Source organism: Bacillus sp. DWP3-1, from assembly GCF_049896565.1.
Lineage (GTDB): Bacteria > Bacillota > Bacilli > Bacillales > Bacillaceae > Bacillus.
On the sequence record NZ_JAFCUN010000001.1, the window covers coordinates 292,961 to 311,653 of the forward strand.

The 18,693-nt window shown below is 41.7% G+C and carries 18 protein-coding genes; all 18 read left to right on the forward strand.

Annotated elements, in window-relative coordinates; genetic code table 11:
- Window positions 1-104: 104 nt before the first annotated feature.
- The 18 genes from smc (at window position 105) to topA (ending at window position 18,675) form a co-directional block, all read left to right on the forward strand.
- Entirely contained in the window at window positions 105-3,665 is a 3,561-nt protein-coding gene (gene smc / locus ACP7A0_RS01530; protein WP_060596237.1) for a chromosome segregation protein SMC, read from the forward strand.
- Window positions 3,666-3,687: 22 nt separating this feature from the next.
- On the forward strand, window positions 3,688-4,674 hold the full coding sequence (gene ftsY / locus ACP7A0_RS01535) for a signal recognition particle-docking protein FtsY (RefSeq protein ID WP_034662411.1): 987 nt from the start codon (window positions 3,688-3,690) through the stop codon (window positions 4,672-4,674).
- Window positions 4,675-4,815: 141 nt separating this feature from the next.
- A complete protein-coding gene (locus tag ACP7A0_RS01540; RefSeq protein ID WP_012009935.1) occupies window positions 4,816-5,148 on the forward strand; it encodes a putative DNA-binding protein in 333 nt (110 codons plus the stop codon).
- Between the two features lie 13 nt (window positions 5,149-5,161).
- On the forward strand, window positions 5,162-6,502 hold the full coding sequence (gene ffh / locus ACP7A0_RS01545) for a signal recognition particle protein (protein WP_066030917.1): 1,341 nt from the start codon (window positions 5,162-5,164) through the stop codon (window positions 6,500-6,502).
- A 105-nt stretch (window positions 6,503-6,607) separates the two neighbouring features.
- Entirely contained in the window at window positions 6,608-6,880 is a 273-nt protein-coding gene (gene rpsP, locus ACP7A0_RS01550; RefSeq protein ID WP_003212139.1) for a 30S ribosomal protein S16, read from the forward strand.
- Complete coding sequence (locus ACP7A0_RS01555; RefSeq protein ID WP_106030835.1) at window positions 6,880-7,125, forward strand: KH domain-containing protein; 246 nt, start codon at window positions 6,880-6,882, stop codon at window positions 7,123-7,125. Before rpsP ends, ACP7A0_RS01555 begins: the two co-directional genes overlap by 1 nt.
- Window positions 7,126-7,228: 103 nt before the next feature.
- The gene (locus ACP7A0_RS01560) at window positions 7,229-7,615 is read left to right on the forward strand and encodes a YlqD family protein (protein ID WP_050945054.1); all 387 of its coding nucleotides are present in this window, start codon (window positions 7,229-7,231) and stop codon (window positions 7,613-7,615) included.
- Between the two features lie 8 nt (window positions 7,616-7,623).
- Complete coding sequence (rimM, locus tag ACP7A0_RS01565) at window positions 7,624-8,148, forward strand: ribosome maturation factor RimM (protein ID WP_060596242.1); 525 nt, start codon at window positions 7,624-7,626, stop codon at window positions 8,146-8,148.
- The gene (gene trmD / locus ACP7A0_RS01570) at window positions 8,145-8,879 is read left to right on the forward strand and encodes a tRNA (guanosine(37)-N1)-methyltransferase TrmD (RefSeq protein WP_012009939.1); all 735 of its coding nucleotides are present in this window, start codon (window positions 8,145-8,147) and stop codon (window positions 8,877-8,879) included. Before rimM ends, trmD begins: the two co-directional genes overlap by 4 nt.
- Window positions 8,880-9,016: 137 nt before the next feature.
- Window positions 9,017-9,364, forward strand: a complete 348-nt coding sequence (rplS, locus tag ACP7A0_RS01575; protein WP_003212364.1) for a 50S ribosomal protein L19 — start codon at window positions 9,017-9,019, stop codon at window positions 9,362-9,364.
- An 88-nt stretch (window positions 9,365-9,452) separates the two neighbouring features.
- On the forward strand, window positions 9,453-10,301 hold the full coding sequence (gene ylqF, locus ACP7A0_RS01580) for a ribosome biogenesis GTPase YlqF (RefSeq protein WP_060596244.1): 849 nt from the start codon (window positions 9,453-9,455) through the stop codon (window positions 10,299-10,301).
- Between the two features lie 76 nt (window positions 10,302-10,377).
- Window positions 10,378-11,142, forward strand: a complete 765-nt coding sequence (locus tag ACP7A0_RS01585) for a ribonuclease HII (RefSeq protein WP_066030916.1) — start codon at window positions 10,378-10,380, stop codon at window positions 11,140-11,142.
- A gap of 27 nt (window positions 11,143-11,169) precedes the next feature.
- Entirely contained in the window at window positions 11,170-12,906 is a 1,737-nt protein-coding gene (locus ACP7A0_RS01590; protein ID WP_066030915.1) for a glycosyltransferase, read from the forward strand.
- The gene (locus ACP7A0_RS01595) at window positions 12,903-13,178 is read left to right on the forward strand and encodes a FlhB-like flagellar biosynthesis protein (RefSeq protein ID WP_003211418.1); all 276 of its coding nucleotides are present in this window, start codon (window positions 12,903-12,905) and stop codon (window positions 13,176-13,178) included. The genes ACP7A0_RS01590 and ACP7A0_RS01595 overlap by 4 nt, the downstream gene beginning before the upstream one ends.
- A 176-nt stretch (window positions 13,179-13,354) precedes the next feature.
- Window positions 13,355-14,515, forward strand: coding sequence for an ADP-forming succinate--CoA ligase subunit beta (gene sucC / locus ACP7A0_RS01600; protein ID WP_012009945.1), 1,161 nt, complete (start codon window positions 13,355-13,357; stop codon window positions 14,513-14,515).
- A gap of 22 nt (window positions 14,516-14,537) precedes the next feature.
- Window positions 14,538-15,440 (forward strand): succinate--CoA ligase subunit alpha, encoded by a 903-nt coding sequence (gene sucD / locus ACP7A0_RS01605; RefSeq protein ID WP_003212080.1) that lies wholly within the window; start codon window positions 14,538-14,540, stop codon window positions 15,438-15,440.
- A gap of 63 nt (window positions 15,441-15,503) precedes the next feature.
- Window positions 15,504-16,406 (forward strand): DNA-processing protein DprA, encoded by a 903-nt coding sequence (gene dprA, locus ACP7A0_RS01610; RefSeq protein WP_034662389.1) that lies wholly within the window; start codon window positions 15,504-15,506, stop codon window positions 16,404-16,406.
- A 193-nt stretch (window positions 16,407-16,599) separates the two neighbouring features.
- Window positions 16,600-18,675, forward strand: coding sequence for a type I DNA topoisomerase (gene topA, locus ACP7A0_RS01615; RefSeq protein WP_060596250.1), 2,076 nt, complete (start codon window positions 16,600-16,602; stop codon window positions 18,673-18,675).
- Window positions 18,676-18,693: the final 18 nt, after the last annotated feature.

An 18,693-nucleotide genomic window follows, 5' to 3' on the forward strand; every position in this document is an offset into this window, starting at 1 on the left:
ATCCCCCTCGTCATTCAGGGGGATTTCACTCTGTTTTCCATCATCTTTTTTCACTTCATATGGTAAGATGATAGTACTTTAAATACATAAGGAGGATCACTCTCATGTTCCTCAAACGTTTAGACGTGATAGGATTCAAATCTTTTGCACAGCGAGTGACCGTGGATTTTGTCAAAGGGGTCACAGCTGTTGTTGGACCAAACGGAAGCGGCAAAAGTAATATTACCGATGCCATCCGCTGGGTACTTGGAGAACAATCAGCGAAAAGCCTCCGCGGAGGAAAAATGGAAGACATCATTTTTGCAGGAAGCGACTCAAGAAAAAGAGTCAATCTAGCAGAGGTGACTTTAACATTAGATAACGAAGATCACTTTTTACCGATCGATTTTCACGAAGTCAGTGTGACAAGAAGAGTCTATCGTTCAGGAGAAAGTGAATTTCTCATAAACAATCAATCTGTCCGCTTGAAGGATATTATTGATCTTTTCATGGATTCAGGTCTTGGAAAAGAAGCTTTTTCGATCATCAGCCAAGGAAAGGTAGAGGAAATTCTATCAAGTAAGGCAGAAGAGAGGAGAAGCATCTTTGAAGAAGCGGCTGGTGTTTTGAAATATAAAACAAGAAAGAAAAAAGCCGAGAATAAACTGTTTGAAACGCAGGACAACTTAAACCGAGTAGAAGATATTCTGCATGAACTAGAAGATCAAGTAGAACCATTAAGAATGCAGGCATCTATTGCAAAGGACTATTTGCAAAAAAAAGAAGAGCTTGAAAATGTCGAAATTGCCTTAACTGTCCATGACATCGAAGCACTTCATGAAAAATGGACAACACTTGGTGAAGCTGTCGAGCGCTTCAAACAAGATGAAATGAAGCAGTCCACAGATATTCAAGCAAAAGAAGCCAAAATTGAAGAGTCAAGAGACCGCATTCAAGCGCTTGACGAATCAATTAATGACCTGCAAGAAGTTCTTCTTTTCACAAGTGAGGAATTAGAAAAGCTTGAAGGAAAAAAAGAAGTATTAAAAGAACGGAAAAAAAATGCAGCTGCAAACCAAGGACAGCTAGAAGAAACGCTCATTCGCTTAACTGAAAAGCAGACGCAGTTAACCGAAAAGATTCAGCAGCAGAAAATCACGCGGGACAGCCTTCAAAAAGAAGTGCAGCAGCTAAAAGATGAAGTGAAAACAAAGCAGCATCAACTGTCGCTCCATAGTGAAGATGTGGAAGGTCAAATTGAACAGCTGAAAAGCGATTATTTTGATCTGCTTAATGAACAGGCTACCATCCGCAATGAACGTAAATTACTAGAAGAACAGCAGCGCCAAGCGGCCATGCAGCTGGAGCGGCTCACGCAAAACAACCAAAAACACATCGAAGAACGTGTGTCTGTCAAAGAAAAGAAAATAGAAGCTGAGCAGCAGCTTTCCGCACTAGAAGAAGACATACTGGGTCAGGTCAAGCGCTTTAGGGAAGCGGAACAAAAGCTTGAGCAAATGAAACGTCAATACGAGAAAAAAGAAACGGCTCTTTACCAAGCCTATCAATATGTGCAGCAGGCAAGATCAAAAAAAGAGATGCTAGAATCCATGCAGGAAGACTTTTCAGGCTTTTTCCAAGGAGTGAAAGAGGTCTTAAAGGCAAAAGAGCGTTTAGGCGGTATTCACGGTGCCATTGCAGAGCTGATTCAAACAGATCAGCAGCATGAGACAGCGATTGAAATCGCGCTAGGCGCAGCAACGCAGCACGTAGTCACAGAAAATGAAGCAGCTGCGAGACAAGCAATTGCATACTTAAAGCAGCACTCCTTTGGACGTGCGACCTTCCTGCCAATGAATGTGATCAAAGAACGAACCATTCAGCATAGGGACGTCCAAACAGCTGAGCAGCATGCTGCATTTATCGGTGTAGCAAGTCACCTTGTTTCCTTTGATGAAAAGTATCAAAAAGTCATTCAGAACTTGCTTGGAACGGTACTTATCGTTAGAGACTTAAAAGGCGCCAATGAACTGGCAAAAATGCTTGGTCATCGTTATCGCATCGTGACCCTTGATGGAGATGTCGTGAACCCCGGCGGTTCAATGACCGGTGGCGGTGTAAAGAAAAAGAACAACTCCCTTCTTTCAAGAAACCGGGAGATCGAAACATTAACAAAGCAGCTCGTTGAAATGGAAGAAAAAACAACGATCCTTGAAAAAGAAACAAAAGAAACGAAGCAATTGATTGCAGCAAACGAAAGCCAATTAAACGAACTGCGTCAACGCGGAGAAACCCTTCGAGAAAAGCAGCAAGAGCTCAAAGGGAAGCTATACGAACTGCAAGTAGCCGAAAAAAATATTAATGCTCACCTTGAACTCTATGATCAAGAAAAAGAAGAATTGCAGCAGCGTTCTACTGAACTTACAGATAAGGACAAAACGCAGGCAGCCCTTGAAGTTTCAATAGGGGAGAAACTGACCACGCTTGATCAAGAGATCAATACATTAACAAAGCGTAAGCAGACTCAAAGCTCAACGAAAGAAACCATTTCTGCCGAATTAACAGAGCTGAAAATCTCGCTGGCCAAAAAAGAGCAGTCCTTAGCGAATGAACAAGAAAAGCTTTCGAGCTTAATGGCCGAATTAGAAGAGGCTGAACAAACGCTGATGGAAACAAAAGAAGACCTGTCACTCTTAACAAGTGAAATGACGTCTAGCTCAAGCGGAGCAGAACAGCTGGAAGAAGCGGCGAAAGAGAAACTGGAAAATAAAAACAAAACAACCGCACTTATTTCAGAGCGTCGTAAACAGCGCCTGGCTCTTTCTGAAACGTTAGAATTTGCTGAACGTGAACTGAAAGAGCAAAAGCGCCTTTACAAGCAGCTCACCACAAGCTTAAAAGATGAAGAGATTAAGCTTGGCCGTATGGAAGTTGAGCTCGACAACCTCATCGCTTATTTGAACGAAGAGTATGCCCTTTCGTTTGAAGGGGCAAAAGAGATGTATCATCTGACGTTATCACCAGATGAAGCAAGAAAACGAGTGAAGCTGATCAAATTAGCCATTGAAGAGCTAGGAACAGTGAACTTAGGCAGCATTGATGAGTATGAACGAGTAAATGAACGCTATCTCTTCTTAACAGAACAGCGAAACGATCTGACAGAAGCGAAAAATACATTATTCCAAGTGATCGAAGAAATGGATCAAGAGATGACAAAGCGCTTCTCTGAAACATTCTCGCAAATTCGCGGGCATTTTGAATCAGTTTTCCAAGCGTTATTTGGCGGCGGAAGAGCAGATCTTAAGCTGACAGATCCAAACGATTTACTAAACTCTGGCGTTGATATTGTCGCGCAGCCGCCAGGGAAAAAACTGCAAAACTTAAGCCTGCTTTCAGGCGGAGAGAGAGCATTAACAGCGATTGCTTTACTATTCTCTATTTTAAAAGTCAGACCTGTTCCATTCTGCGTGTTAGATGAGGTCGAAGCGGCGCTTGATGAAGCAAATGTTTTCCGCTTTGCGCAATATTTAAAGAAATACAGCCAGGAAACACAGTTCATTGTCATTACGCACCGTAAAGGAACAATGGAAGAAGCAGATGTGCTCTACGGCGTTACTATGCAGGAGTCAGGTGTTTCTAAGCTTGTATCCGTCAAACTAGAAGAAACGAAAGAGCTTGTCCAGTAATTAAAGGAGGTTTTTGAACCAAATGAGCTTTTTTAAGAAATTAAAAGAAAAATTTACGCAGCAAACCGATTCAGTATCAGAAAAGTTTAAAGATGGACTTGAAAAAACGAGAAACTCCTTTCAAGGAAGAGTAAACGAACTAATTTCACGCTACCGTAAAGTCGATGAAGACTTTTTTGAAGAATTAGAAGAAGTTCTGATCGGAGCAGATGTCGGTTTCACAACGGTGATGGAACTGATTGATGAGCTGAAAAAAGAAGTGAAATTAAGAAACATTCAAGACCCAAGTGAAGTACAATCGGTCATCTCTGAAAAACTGGTTGAAATCTACAATAGCGGAGAGGAACAAATCTCTGCGCTGAACATCGAAGACGGCCGATTAAATATCATTTTATTTGTAGGTGTCAATGGCGTTGGGAAAACAACGACTATCGGCAAACTTGCGAATAAGCTGAAAAATGAAGGGAAATCCGTCATTTTAGCAGCAGGTGATACGTTCCGTGCCGGTGCGATTGAGCAGCTTGAAGTATGGGGAGAGCGTTCAGGTGTCCCTGTTGTCAAACAGACGGCTGGCTCTGACCCTGCAGCGGTGATCTATGATGCCGTTCAATCAGCAAAAGCGAAAAATGCGGATGTCCTTATCTGTGATACAGCAGGAAGACTGCAAAACAAAGTGAACTTGATGAAAGAGCTAGAGAAGGTCAAGAGAGTCATTGAACGCGAGGTTCCAGATGCACCGCATGAAGTGCTGCTCGCTCTTGATGCAACAACGGGTCAAAATGCGATGGCACAAGCGAAGGAATTTTCTAAAGCGACGAATGTGACAGGAATTGCTTTAACAAAGCTTGACGGGACTGCAAAAGGCGGGATTGTCCTTGCAATTCGAAATGAGCTGAACATCCCCGTGAAGCTTGTCGGTTTAGGTGAAAAGGTAGACGATCTGCAAGAATTCGATGCAGAATCGTATGTGTATGGATTATTCTCAGACGTGATTGATCAAGAGGACTAACAAAAATGCCGGCAAAACTGCTGGCATTTTTATTTATACGCCGCTTTATGGAGTGACAAGATAAAAACTTGACACACAGTAGAGAACCGTGTAAACTTAGTTGATGTAAAGGGAATGAACTTAACAAAGGGGAGAGAGCCCATGACGCTTGAAAAAACAACGAGAATGAACTACTTGTTTGACTTCTATCAATCGTTGTTAACCGCAAAGCAAAAGAGCTACATGTCGCTTTACTACCTAGACGATTTTTCCCTCGGTGAAATTGCGGATGAATATGAAGTATCAAGACAGGCTGTTTATGATAATATTAAACGGACTGAAGCGATGCTTGAACAATATGAAGAAAAGCTGCTCTTGTTTAAGAAATTTAAAGAGCGTAAAGAACTTCTCAAAAAAATGAGAGAGCTCGTAGCAGATTCCGCTCAGACGGAAGAAGCAGAAGCTTTAATTGAATCGCTTGAGAAATTAGATTAGGAGGCGGCACAGTATGGCATTTGAAGGATTAGCCGACCGACTGCAGCAGACGATTTCAAAAATCCGCGGCAAAGGAAAAGTGTCAGAGCAAGATGTAAAAGAAATGATGCGCGAGGTACGCCTTGCCCTTCTTGAAGCTGACGTCAATTTTAAAGTAGTCAAAGACTTTGTGAAAAAAGTAAGCGAGCGGGCAGTTGGACAAGAGGTGATGAAAAGCCTTACCCCTGGACAACAGGTCATTAAAGTTGTAAAAGAAGAACTCACTGAATTAATGGGTGGGGAAGAGAGTAAAATCGCTGTAGCGAAAAAATCTCCGACAGTCATTATGATGGTTGGTCTTCAAGGGGCAGGTAAAACAACCACAACTGGGAAGCTTGCCAATTTACTTCGCAAAAAACATAATCGCAAGCCGATGATGGTGGCTGCAGATATTTACAGACCAGCAGCGATCCAGCAGCTTCAAACGCTGGGGAAACAGCTTGATATGCCTGTGTTTTCATTAGGTGATCAAGTCAGCCCTGTCGACATTGCCAAACAGGCAATCGAAAAAGCGAAAGAAGAACACCACGATTATGTCATTTTAGATACAGCAGGACGCCTTCATATCGATGAAGAATTGATGGATGAACTTCAGAAAGTAAAAGAAGTAGCGAGTCCAGAAGAAATTTTCCTTGTTGTTGACTCTATGACAGGTCAAGATGCTGTCAATGTAGCAAAAAGCTTTAATGAACAGCTTGGTTTAACAGGTGTCGTTCTAACGAAACTAGACGGGGATACACGAGGCGGGGCAGCACTTTCCATTCGAGCTGTCACCAATACGCCGATTAAATTCGCCGCACTAGGAGAAAAGCTGGATGCGATTGAACCATTCCACCCGGAGCGGATGGCATCAAGAATTCTTGGCATGGGAGATGTGCTTACACTTATTGAAAAAGCACAGGCAAACGTTGACCAAGATAAAGCGAAAGAGCTTGAACAAAAAATGCGGACCATGAGCTTTACGCTCGATGATTTCCTCGAGCAGCTTGGGCAAGTTCGTAATATGGGTCCACTTGATGAATTGATCCAAATGATGCCGGGAGCCGGTAAAATGAAAGGGCTCAAAAACGTCCAAGTAGACGAAAAGCAGCTCAATCACATCGAAGCGATCATTAAATCAATGACGACCGAGGAAAAAGAACAGCCAGAGGTCATCAATGCAAGCCGAAGAAAACGGATTGCAAAAGGAAGCGGAACATCTGTACAGGAAGTCAATCGCCTTTTAAAGCAATTTGACGAAATGAAAAAGATGATGAAGCAAATGACCAACATGTCCAAAGGGAAGAAAAAAGGCTTTAAATTACCATTTATGTAATTGGTTATACATGATAAAACCGTTGTTAAGAAAAAACACTTTACAAACCCTTTTATCATTGTTAATATACTATCTTGTTGAAATATTTTCGGAGGTGCTAGTAAAATGGCAGTAAAAATTCGTTTAAAACGTATGGGATCAAAAAGATCTCCTTTCTATCGTATTGTTGTAGCAGATTCTCGTTCACCACGTGACGGTCGTTTCATCGAAACAGTTGGAACATACAATCCAGTGTTATCACCAGCTGAGGTGAAAATCAACGAAGAATTAGCGCTTAAATGGCTTCAAAATGGTGCGAAACCATCTGATACAGTTCGCAACCTTTTCTCAAGCCAAGGAATTCTTGAAAAATTTCATAATGCGAAAAACAGCAAATAATGAATGAGCTGTCCTTGGAAGAATTGATTGTGTCCATCGTCGAGCCACTTGTTGATTTCCCTGAAGATATTCACATATCTTCATTAGAAAAAGATGAGCAAGTGATTTACACACTGTCTGTCAATGCTGAAGATACCGGAAAAGTGATCGGAAAGCAGGGACGTACAGCAAAAGCGATACGAACAGTCATGTTTGCAGCAAGTGCAGAGTCTTCTAAGAAAGTTCAACTTGAGATTGCTGACTAAAAAGGGAGAGGGCTTAGGACCTCCCCTTTTTTTACACGTTTAAATCTATTTTTCGTTATACTGTAGAGGACAAATGCCTTCGGATAGGGGGACAAAAAGGAAGATGCAGATCATTCAACATGTCACCGTCATGCAAGTATTAACTGAAAGCAGTAAGGACAAACTGTTAACGACTTTTTTGGAGAAAAAAGAAAGACTAGAACGTGAGTGCAATCAACTATATTTTCAACTGAAAAAACATGAAAAAGAACCACATCAGCAAGAAGCCATCCCTCAATTTCAAAAAGCCATCGATAAACGGCAGGAGAAGATCCAGCAAATTGACTTTCAAGTAGAGCAGCTGCATATTTTGCCGCTTGGGAGTGAAATGAAAGAGACAGAAGTGGATGCGCTGGTTGAAGTGAAAATAGGTGATAAATGGGATGACAAGATGCAAGATAATGTCATCGTCGTGAAAGACGGCACCATTGTGGAAATACGTCAGGGGTGATTGAGAACATGGAACAAGAATGGTTAAATGTTGGAAAGATTGTTAATACACACGGAGTTCGCGGAGAAGTACGCGTCGTGTCAAAGACAGATTTCCCAGAAGAGCGATACAAAAAAGGAAGCGTCCTCTATATTTTTAAGCAAGGTCAAGGGGAGCCGCTGAAAGTCACTGTCGCATCACATAGGCAGCACAAACAGTTTGATTTGCTCACATTTGAAGAAATTAGCTCATTAAATGAAGCAGAGCTATTGAAAGAATCAATCTTAAAAGTAGAAAAAGAACATCTCGGCTCTTTAGATGAAGGAGAGTTTTATTTCCACCAAATCATTGGCTGTGAAGTATACGATGAAGATGATCAGCTTGTCGGTCAAATCAAAGAGATTTTAACACCAGGGGCAAATGATGTCTGGGTTGTCGGAAGAAAAGGTAAAAAAGATGCCTTGATTCCTTATATCCCATCTGTCGTCAAAAAGATCGATATCTCATCCAAAACCATACACATTGAAGTGATGGAAGGACTCATTGACGAATGAAAATCGACTTCTTAACACTTTTTCCTGAAATGTTCGAAGGTGTGCTCCACTCATCGATCTTAAAAAAGGCACAGGAGAAAGAAGCTGTCTCATTCAATGTTGTCAATTTTAGAGAGTATTCGGATCATAAGCATAAAACAGTAGATGACTATCCGTATGGCGGCGGTGCTGGTATGGTACTGAAAGCACAGCCCGTATTCGATGCGGTAGAAGATTTGACGAACAAAGCAAGCAAGAAGCCCCGAATTATTCTTGTCTGTCCTCAAGGAGAAAGATATACGCAAAAGAAGGCAGAGGAACTTGCAAAAGAAGAACACCTTATGTTCATTTGCGGCCATTATGAAGGCTACGATGAGCGCATCAGGGAGCATCTTGTCACAGATGAAATCTCAATCGGAGATTTCGTTCTCACAGGCGGAGAGCTGCCAGCGATGATGATTGCAGACAGTGTGGTCAGGCTTTTGCCTCATGTGCTTGGAAAAGAAGCGTCTCACATTGAAGATTCATTTAGTACAGGTCTGCTAGAGCATCCTCACTATACAAGACCAGCCGATTATAAAGGACTAAAAGTGCCGGATGTGCTCCTTTCTGGAAATCATGCCAAAATAGAAGAGTGGCGGCGCAAAGAATCTTTGAAGCGAACTTATACAAGACGGCCAGATTTGATCGATTCTTGCAAAACGTTAACAGAAGAAGAAAAAAGATGGCTTTGGCAGCTTCATAATGACTAGATTGTATTGCACACTGCATATAGGTATGGTATGATACTACTTGTGACTTGGACGGCTTGCCGATTCAAGTTTGAAAACGATGTTCCGCTGCAATGAAGAAAGAGGACATGAGCATCTGTTGGAAGGAGTTGAAAACGATGCAACATTTGATTGAAGAAATCACAAAAGAACAATTACGCACTGATCTTCCTGCGTTCCGTCCTGGTGACACTTTACGTGTACACGTTAAAGTTGTCGAGGGTACTCGTGAGCGTATCCAGATCTTTGAAGGTGTTGTAATTAAGCGTCGTGGTGGTGGAATCAGCGAAACTTTCACAGTTCGTAAGATTTCTTACGGTGTAGGCGTTGAGCGTACATTCCCTGTACACACACCAAAAATCGCTAACATCGAAGTTGTACGTCACGGTAAGGTACGTCGTGCGAAACTTTACTACCTACGTGAACTTCGCGGTAAAGCGGCTCGTATCAAAGAAATCAGACGATAATGATATCAAAAGAAAGAGCTTGTTACCTGTAACAGGCTCTTTTTTTGTACAATGTATAGAGATAATCGATAGAAGAGAAGGTGCACATATGACGATTCAATGGTTTCCAGGCCATATGGCAAAAGCAAGACGTGAAGTCACAGAAAAATTAAAGCTCATCGACATCGTATTTGAATTAACCGATGCTAGAATTCCGATGTCCTCTAGAAACCCAATGATCGAAGAAATCCTTCAGAACAAACCCAAAATCATGCTATTAAACAAAGCAGATAAAGCGGATCCTCGTGTGACAAAGGAGTGGCAGGCGCACTTTGAGCAGCAAGGTGTTCGGTCACTTGCTATTAACTCTGTCGATGGACAAGGGTTAAATCAGATCATCACAACTTCAAAAGAAATCTTAAAAGAAAAATTCGACCGCATGAAAGCAAAAGGTGTCAAACCGCGTGCAATCCGGGCGCTGATTATCGGAATTCCCAACGTCGGGAAATCGACCTTAATCAATCGTTTAGCGAAAAAGAACATTGCCAAAACAGGAGACCGGCCTGGTATTACCACCTCACAGCAATGGGTGAAGGTAGGTAAAGAACTTGAACTGCTTGATACACCTGGAATCCTCTGGCCTAAGTTTGAAGATGAGCAAGTAGGACTCAGGCTAGCGGTGACTGGAGCGATCAAAGATTCTATCATCAACTTACAGGATGTCGCTGTGTATGGACTTCGCTTTCTAGAAGAGAACTATCCAGAGCGATTAAAAAAACGCTATGACCTGGCGGAGATCCCTGAAGATACGGTTGAGCTGTTTGATGCAATAGGTACAAAGCGCGGCTGTCTCATGAGCGGTGGATTTATTAATTACGACAAAACCACCGAAATCATTATTCGGGATATTCGAACAGAAAAATTTGGTCCCCTCACTTTTGAGAAGCCTGAAAGCTAAAAGACACGCAGCTCATGCGGGTCTTTATTTTTTGCGGAAAACTGCCGATATAAAGAAGGAGGCTGACGAAAAGCTGATGTACACGGTGAAACAAATAAAAGAACTGATAGAAAAGCATTCGCAAGACGAGTCATACATTCGTGAGCTGGTAAAAGATGATACGAGAAAAAGTGTCCAAAAACTGATAGAGAAGTGGCACAAAGAGAGAGAAAAGCAGCAGCAACTACGTGCAGCATGGAATGAAATGCTGCAATTTGAAAACAAAGCTAAGGCGCAGGGATACACATGTATTGCTGGAATAGATGAAGCAGGAAGAGGACCGCTGGCAGGCCCCGTTGTCGCAGCCGCTGTCATATTAAAGGAAGACACAGTCCTGCTCGGTTTAAACGACTCAAAGCAATTATCTGAGAAAAAAAGATTGGCGTATTATGACCTGATCCAAAAAGAAGCACTTGATATCGGAATCGGCATTGTTGATGCGGCTACGATTGATGAAATCAATATTTACGAGGCATCAAGACTGGCGATGGTGAGAGCGGTGGAGCAGTTAACTCATATACCTGATTATCTACTCATAGATGCCATGACGCTCCCGCTTCCTATTCACCAAGAGAATATCATCAAAGGAGATGCAAAAAGTGCGTCCATCGCAGCTGGTGCATGTATTGCAAAAGTGACAAGGGATCAGATGATGGAAGAATACGGGCGTAAGTACCCTGAGTATCAATTTGAAAAACATAAAGGGTACGGAACAAAAGAGCATCTGGCTGCCATTCAAACACATGGAGCTGCCCCAATCCATCGATTATCGTTTGCGCCAGTGAAATCCGTTATATCATAAATTTTTGACCTAAGGAGGCTGCCTGTGATGACAAGAGTTGAGGACATACATACAGCACTGAATAGCCGGTTAAGTGCGGCAGAATCTGTTACATTAAACACCGAAGGAAAGGAAAATGTGCATCGGCTGATTCTCGGTAAAGTACTGAAAATGCTTGGAGATGATACAGCCCTTGTTCAAATAGGCTCAACAAAAATAAAAGCACAGCTAGCGGCTCAGCTCAAAGCAGACGCATTTTATTGGTTCCAATTTGAACAAGAGGGTGGAGGCAGCCTCAATAAACTAAGGCCAGTACAGCAATTTGATCAAGACCCTAAGACATTAAAGGATGCAGCTGCCAAACTATTAGAAGGTCTCTCACTTAAAAACGGACTTGAAAACATCCTAACAGCCACAGCTTTTTTAAAAGAAAAATCCGTTATCAACGAAGCAGAGTTAAAAACGGCAGTGAAGTGGATCGAACAGCTTCAAGGAGCTGATGTGAAAAAAGGTCTTCAGGCACTCCTATTTGCTTTAAAAAAAGACTTGCCGATCCAGGAAGGAGTGCTTCAATCAATTTTAGCCGTGAAATCATCCTCTGCTCTTCATCAGGATATGACAGCGTTGCTAGAACGATTAACACAGCTCCCGAAGCACTCAGACGCCACACAGGCCCTTACACAAGCCATTCGATCAGTCATAGATGCTGAGACGACCGTCCATGCAGAAAAGCTCTTATCGGTCCTTCTAGCAGCGAGAGAAGGGGCGGCGAAGCAAGGAGGCAGTCTACCTGTAACGCCTCAGCCCAATCTGTCTCAGCCAAAAGAAAATAGCCAAACTCCAATCGCTCAAGAGCGTCAGACGACCCAAGTTCTTCAAACTAACGTGCAGCAGTCAACAAGTCCAAAAGAGCTGCAAATCCCGCTTCAGCAAATTGAGCGGATAATGGCAAGTTTGACGAAGCAAGGTGCAGACGGGCAGCAAGAGCCTAGCTTAAAACAGCTCACGTCATTGCTGCAAGGGCTTCAGCAGGCAGGATCTCAGCCTGACGCAAAAGCATCCGTGCTTCAAAAAGAATTTCCGTTCCTGTCAAAAACAGAGGCGAAAGCATTGGCTCAGGTGGTGCAGCAGACGGAACCCGCATTAAGCAATAAAACCGATGTGCTCGATTTACTCATGACGATGAAAAAGGCAATAGGTGTACGAGATGAAATCGGTATGCTGAAACTACTCGAAAAAGGCAGCCAGGATGTAAAAAGTCAGGAGCTTCACCAATTAAAGCTCGTCTTAAATGATGTGAGGCAGGCTGATTTACCAGAACCCGTAAAAAAAGAAGTCGATCAATTGTTTCATAGATTGAACGGGCAGTTATTTGTGCAGCAGGAGAACCAAACCATCAGCCAAATGATGGTCTCTTATCCGCTCTTTTCAAAACATAGTGTTCAAGATTTAACCTTTATTCTAAAAGGACATAAGAAAAAAGATGGCTCTATTGATATTTCTCAGTGCCGTCTCATGTTTTACTTAAACATGGAAAACCTCGAAGAGACATTAATCGACTGTACGATTCAGCAAAAGGTCATGTCAATTACAGTTGAAACCGGTCATGAACTTCAAGGAACCATTAATCCGATGATTCCAGCTGTTCGGGAGAATTTAAATGCCTTAGGATACAGTCTAACGGGAATTACAGCAAAGAAGAGACAAGAGCCAGTAGATCCGTCTCACTTTCTAGATGAACACTTTCATAAAATCAGCGAGAAAGGGCTGGACTTACGAGTATGAAGGATTCAAAACCGCTTAGAAGGGCGGTCGCTCTACATTATGATGAAGAAAAACAAAAGGCGCCAAAAGTCGTCGCAACAGGGAGCGGCTATGTGGCAGACCATATTATTGAAGAAGCAAAAAAGTCGGGAGTTCCTATCCAAGAAGACCGTAATTTAGTCGAACTCATGCGCCATTTAACACTTGATGAGGAGATCCCTGAAGCGTTATACGATACTGTAGCAGAAATATTTTCGTTTATCTATAGGTTAGATCAAAAAATGAAAAAATAAGGAAAAATAAGTGATTTGGCTGAAAAATTTATATTTTTAATAAAATAAAAGTTTGAATGTTTAGAAGGATTTTACGATTTTACATAGAACCCTAGACATTCTCTTTTTTATTCTTTAAAATGAAAGCGCAGTCTATTTTATAATTTTTGTTTCTACATATGTTGGGAGGATGGGAAATGAATATCCATGAGTACCAAGGAAAAGAAATCCTAAGAAAATATGGGGTTTCAGTTCCAAATGGTAAAGTAGCATTTACACCTGATGAAGCAGTGAAAGCATCAGAAGAGCTAGAAAGCTCTGTATATGTCGTAAAAGCACAGATTCATGCAGGCGGCCGTGGTAAAGCAGGCGGGGTAAAAATTGCAAAAACAAAAGATGAAGTGAAAGGGTTTGCAGAGGAATTGCTCGGTAAAACACTTGTCACACATCAAACTGGGCCTGAAGGGCGCGAAATAAAACGCTTACTTATTGAAGAAGGCTGCGATATTCAAAAGGAGTACTACGTTGGACTTGTTTTGGACAGAGCGACATCAAGAATTGTATTGATGGCTTCTGAAGAAGGCGGTACTGAAATTGAAGAAGTAGCAGAAAAAACGCCAGAGAAAATCGTCAAAGTGGTCATCGACCCAGCGATTGGCTTGCAAGGCTATCAGGCAAGAGAAGTAGCGTTTAAAATTAATATTCCAACAAAATTAGTTGGCCAAGCTGTTAAGTTTATGACAAGTCTTTACAATGCGTTTATTGAAAAAGATTGTTCAATTGCTGAGATTAATCCACTTGTTGTAACAGGCGATGGAAAAGTCATGGCACTTGATGCGAAATTAAACTTTGATAGCAATGCTTTATATAGACAAAAAGATATATTAGAATACCGTGACCTTGATGAAGAGGATCCAAAAGAAATTGAAGCATCTAAATATGATCTAAGCTACATTTCTCTAGATGGAAATATTGGCTGTATGGTCAATGGTGCAGGTCTTGCGATGTCTACAATGGATATCATCAAGCATTACGGCGGGGACCCTGCAAACTTCCTGGATGTTGGGGGCGGTGCAACAGCTGAAAAAGTAACGGAAGCATTTAAAATCATCTTATCTGATCAAAATGTAAAAGGGATTTTCGTGAACATTTTTGGCGGTATCATGAAATGTGATGTCATTGCAGAAGGTGTCGTTGAAGCGACGAAACAAGTCGGCTTAACATTACCACTCGTTGTACGTCTTGAAGGAACAAACGTTGAATTAGGGAAGAAAATCCTGAGTGATTCAGGCTTAAATATCACTTCTGCTGAGTCTATGGCTGACGGGGCAGAAAAGATTGTATCTTTAGTCAAGTAGAGCAGAAAGGCAGGGAACCTAAATGAGTGTATTTATTAATAAAAATACGAGAGTAATTGTTCAGGGGATTACCGGTTCAACCGCATTGTTCCATACAAAACAAATGATTGAGTACGGAACAAATATTGTTGGCGGTGTCACACCTGGAAAAGGTGGAACTGAAGTAGAAGGAGTTCCTGTATTTAATACAGTATCTGAAGCTGTTCAAACAACTGGAGCAAATGCTTCTGTTATCTATGTACCAGCACCATTTGCAGCAGATGCCATTTTAGAGGCTGTTGATGCAGAAGTCGATCTAGTCATTTGTATCACAGAACATATTCCAGTGCTTGACATGGTCAAAGTGAAACGGTATATGGAAGGGAAAAAGACAAGACTTGTTGGCCCTAACTGCCCAGGTGTCATTACACCTGAAGAATGTAAGATTGGGATCATGCCTGGCTACATTCATAAAAAAGGTCATGTGGGTGTTGTTTCTCGTTCTGGAACGCTTACATATGAAGCGGTACATCAGCTTTCAGAAGCTGGCGTTGGTCAATCGACAGCTGTAGGAATCGGCGGAGACCCTGTCAATGGGACGAACTTTATTGATGTATTAAAAGCATTCAATGAAGACCCTGATACACATGCTGTGATTATGATCGGTGAAATCGGCGGTACGGCTGAAGAAGAAGCAGCTGAATGGGTAAAAGCAAATATGACAAAGCCAGTCGTTGGCTTTATTGGCGGTAAAACGGCGCCTCCAGGAAAACGCATGGGACATGCTGGTGCCATTATTTCTGGTGGTAAAGGAACAGCTGATGAAAAAGTAAAAACAATGCGTGAATGTGGAATTGAAGTGGCAGAGACACCATCTGTCATGGGAGAAACATTGATTAAAGTGTTAAAAGAGAAGAATCTCTTCGAAGCTTGTAAAACGCATTAATGACACAAGAAGACTTGTTCTTTGACAAGTCTTCTTCTTTCTATCTTAAACTGGAGGAATGGTATGTACAACGTGTCCGAAAGAATGATTTTTCACCGCTTAAAAGGCCTCATCTCACCCTCTTTGTTAACAAAATGGTGGAAAGTCGATCCTGAGCTATATATAAATGAAGAAACACAACATTTCAAACAGGATCGATCATTACAAACGATCGACTTTACCCGCTTAAAACAAGCCGAAGAAAATGAATTCCCCATTTTTCAACACATCGTTCAAGCCTATTTAAAGCAAAACATTCACATGATACCCATCACATCACCCTTATATCCCAGCACACTAAAACATATTTATGATCCTCCCCCTGTGTTATTCCTAAAAGGAAACATATCATATTTAAATGAAGAAAAAAGTTTAGGTGTAGTAGGCACACGAGTTCCATCGTCTTATGGAGAAGCATGTGTGAAGAAAATTGTTGGTGAGCTTGTAAAGGAAGATTGGACGATTGTCAGTGGCTTAGCAAAAGGAATTGATGGACTTGCACATAAAGAGTGCATTCGGAATAAAGGGAAAACCATCGGTATTATAGCAGGCGGATTTCAGCACTTATACCCAAAGGAACATGTGCAAATGGCTCAATACATGGGAGAGCATCATTTGCTTTTATCCGAGCATCCGCCTTATGTGAAACCAGAAAAGTGGCATTTCCCAATGAGGAATCGTTTAATTAGTGCGCTGACAAGTGGAACGATCGTGATTCAGTGCAAAGAAAAGAGCGGTTCGCTCATTACAGCGTATCAAGCACTTGAGCAAGGTAAAGAGGTATTTGCGGTTGCAGGATCTATCTTTGATCCTAATTCCACAGGACCAGCCAGACTTATACAGCAGGGAGCAAAGCTTGTTCATTCAACGAAGGATATTTTAGAGGAATTCTCCTTCCGCAGCGTTCAATATACTGAACTCTCATAAAAATATCGTTTGACAAAAGACATAGGAATATTTAATAATAGTGAGGATTTAAGTTTACACTTTGTTTTTCGTGTTTATAATGATGTTCATCATAAAGAATTTTTAATGATTGCCTGTTAGATAAGTGCAATTAACATAAATATGAATTGTGAAATGTATAAAGAGAGAACACCTCTTAAGGGGGATTTTGAGTATGGCTGATTATTTAGTCATCGTTGAGTCGCCAGCCAAGGCGAAAACGATTGAGCGTTATTTAGGTAAAAAGTATAAAGTAAAGGCTTCAATGGGGCACATAAGAGATTTACCGAAAAGTCAGCTTGGTGTTGACACTGAGCATGACTTCGAACCGAGATATATTACGATTCGCGGGAAAGGCCCCGTTTTAAAAGAATTAAAAACAGCTGCGAAAAAAGCAAAGAAAGTCTATCTCGCAGCTGACCCCGATAGAGAGGGAGAAGCGATTGCTTGGCATTTAGCGCATAGCCTTGACCTTGACCTCTCTTCTGACTGCCGCGTTGTCTTTAATGAGATTACAAAAGATGCCATTAAAGATTCCTTTAAGCATCCACGTATGATCAACATGGATTTAGTTGATGCACAGCAGGCAAGACGGATCTTAGATCGTCTCGTCGGGTATAAAATCAGTCCGATTTTATGGAAGAAAGTGAAAAAGGGCTTAAGTGCCGGTCGTGTTCAATCAGTTGCACTCCGCCTGATTATTGATCGCGAGAATGAAATTAATGAATTTAAACCAGAAGAATACTGGACAATTGACGGTACATTCCTAAAAGGAAAAGAAAGCTTCGAAGCGAGCTTCTTTGGCGTCAATGGCAAAAAGCATCCACTGAAAACAAAAGAAGATGTAAAAGAAATCCTTTCGAAACTAAAAGGGAGCAAATTCTCTGTAGAGAAAGTGACGAAAAAAGAGCGTAAACGCAACCCAGCTGTTCCGTTTACAACATCTACTTTACAGCAGGAGGCTGCAAGAAAATTAAACTTCCGTGCGAAAAAGACGATGATGATTGCACAGCAATTATATGAAGGAATAGATCTTGGTAAAGAAGGTACAGTCGGACTCATTACATATATGAGAACGGACTCAACACGTATTTCCAATACGGCGATTGAAGAAGTATCTGCTTTCATTGATCAGACGTACGGTAAGAATTTCTTAAATACAACAAAACGAACCGCTAAAAAGAACGAAAATGCACAAGATGCTCACGAGGCCATCAGGCCGACTTCTACGCTAAGAAAACCAGCAGATGTCAAACATGTCTTAAGCCGAGATCAGCTTCGTCTGTATAAATTGATTTGGGAACGATTCGTGGCAAGCCAAATGGCGCCGGCTGTTCTTGATACAATGAGTGTAGACCTTGACAATAACGGGCTTACATTCCGTGCTAACGGGAGCAAAGTGAAATTCCCTGGATTCATGAAGGTATATGTAGAAGGGAAGGACGATCAGCTAGAAGAAAAGGACAAAATGCTGCCTGATCTTAAAGAAGGTGATACGGTTCTTTCAAAAGATATCGAACCTGAACAGCACTTCACGCAGCCGCCTCCGCGCTACACTGAGGCAAGACTTGTCAAAACACTTGAAGAGCTGGGTATAGGCCGTCCGTCTACGTACGCACCAACATTAGATACGATTCAAAAGCGCGGCTATGTCGCACTTGATAATAAACGGTTTATCCCAACAGAGCTTGGGGAAATTGTTCTTAACTTAATCATTGAATTCTTCCCTGAAATCATTAACGTGGAATTCACAGCGAAAATGGAAAAAGAACTTGATAGCGTTGAAGAAGGTACGATCGAATGGGTTCGCATTATCGACAGCTTCTATCAAGACTTTGCAAAACGGGTAGAAAAAGCAGAAGCAGAGATGCAAGAAGTTGAGATTGAGCCTGAATACGCCGGAGTTGACTGTGAAGAGTGTGGACATCCGATGGTGTACAAAATGGGTCGATACGGTAAGTTCATGGCTTGCTCTAATTTTCCTGACTGCCGTAACACAAAACCAATTGTCAAAGATATTGGTGTGAAATGCCCGACTTGTCATGAAGGAAACATTGTTGAACGAAAATCTAAGAAGCGCCGCATTTTTTATGGCTGTGATCGTTTTCCAGAGTGTGAATTCGTCTCTTGGGACAAACCAATTGAAAGAAAGTGTCCAAAATGCGAAAATATGCTTGTAGAGAAAAAACTGAAAAAAGGCATTCAAGTTCAATGTGTGAACTGTGATTATAAAGAGGAACAACAAAAATAGCGGTGAACAGCCTTGTTC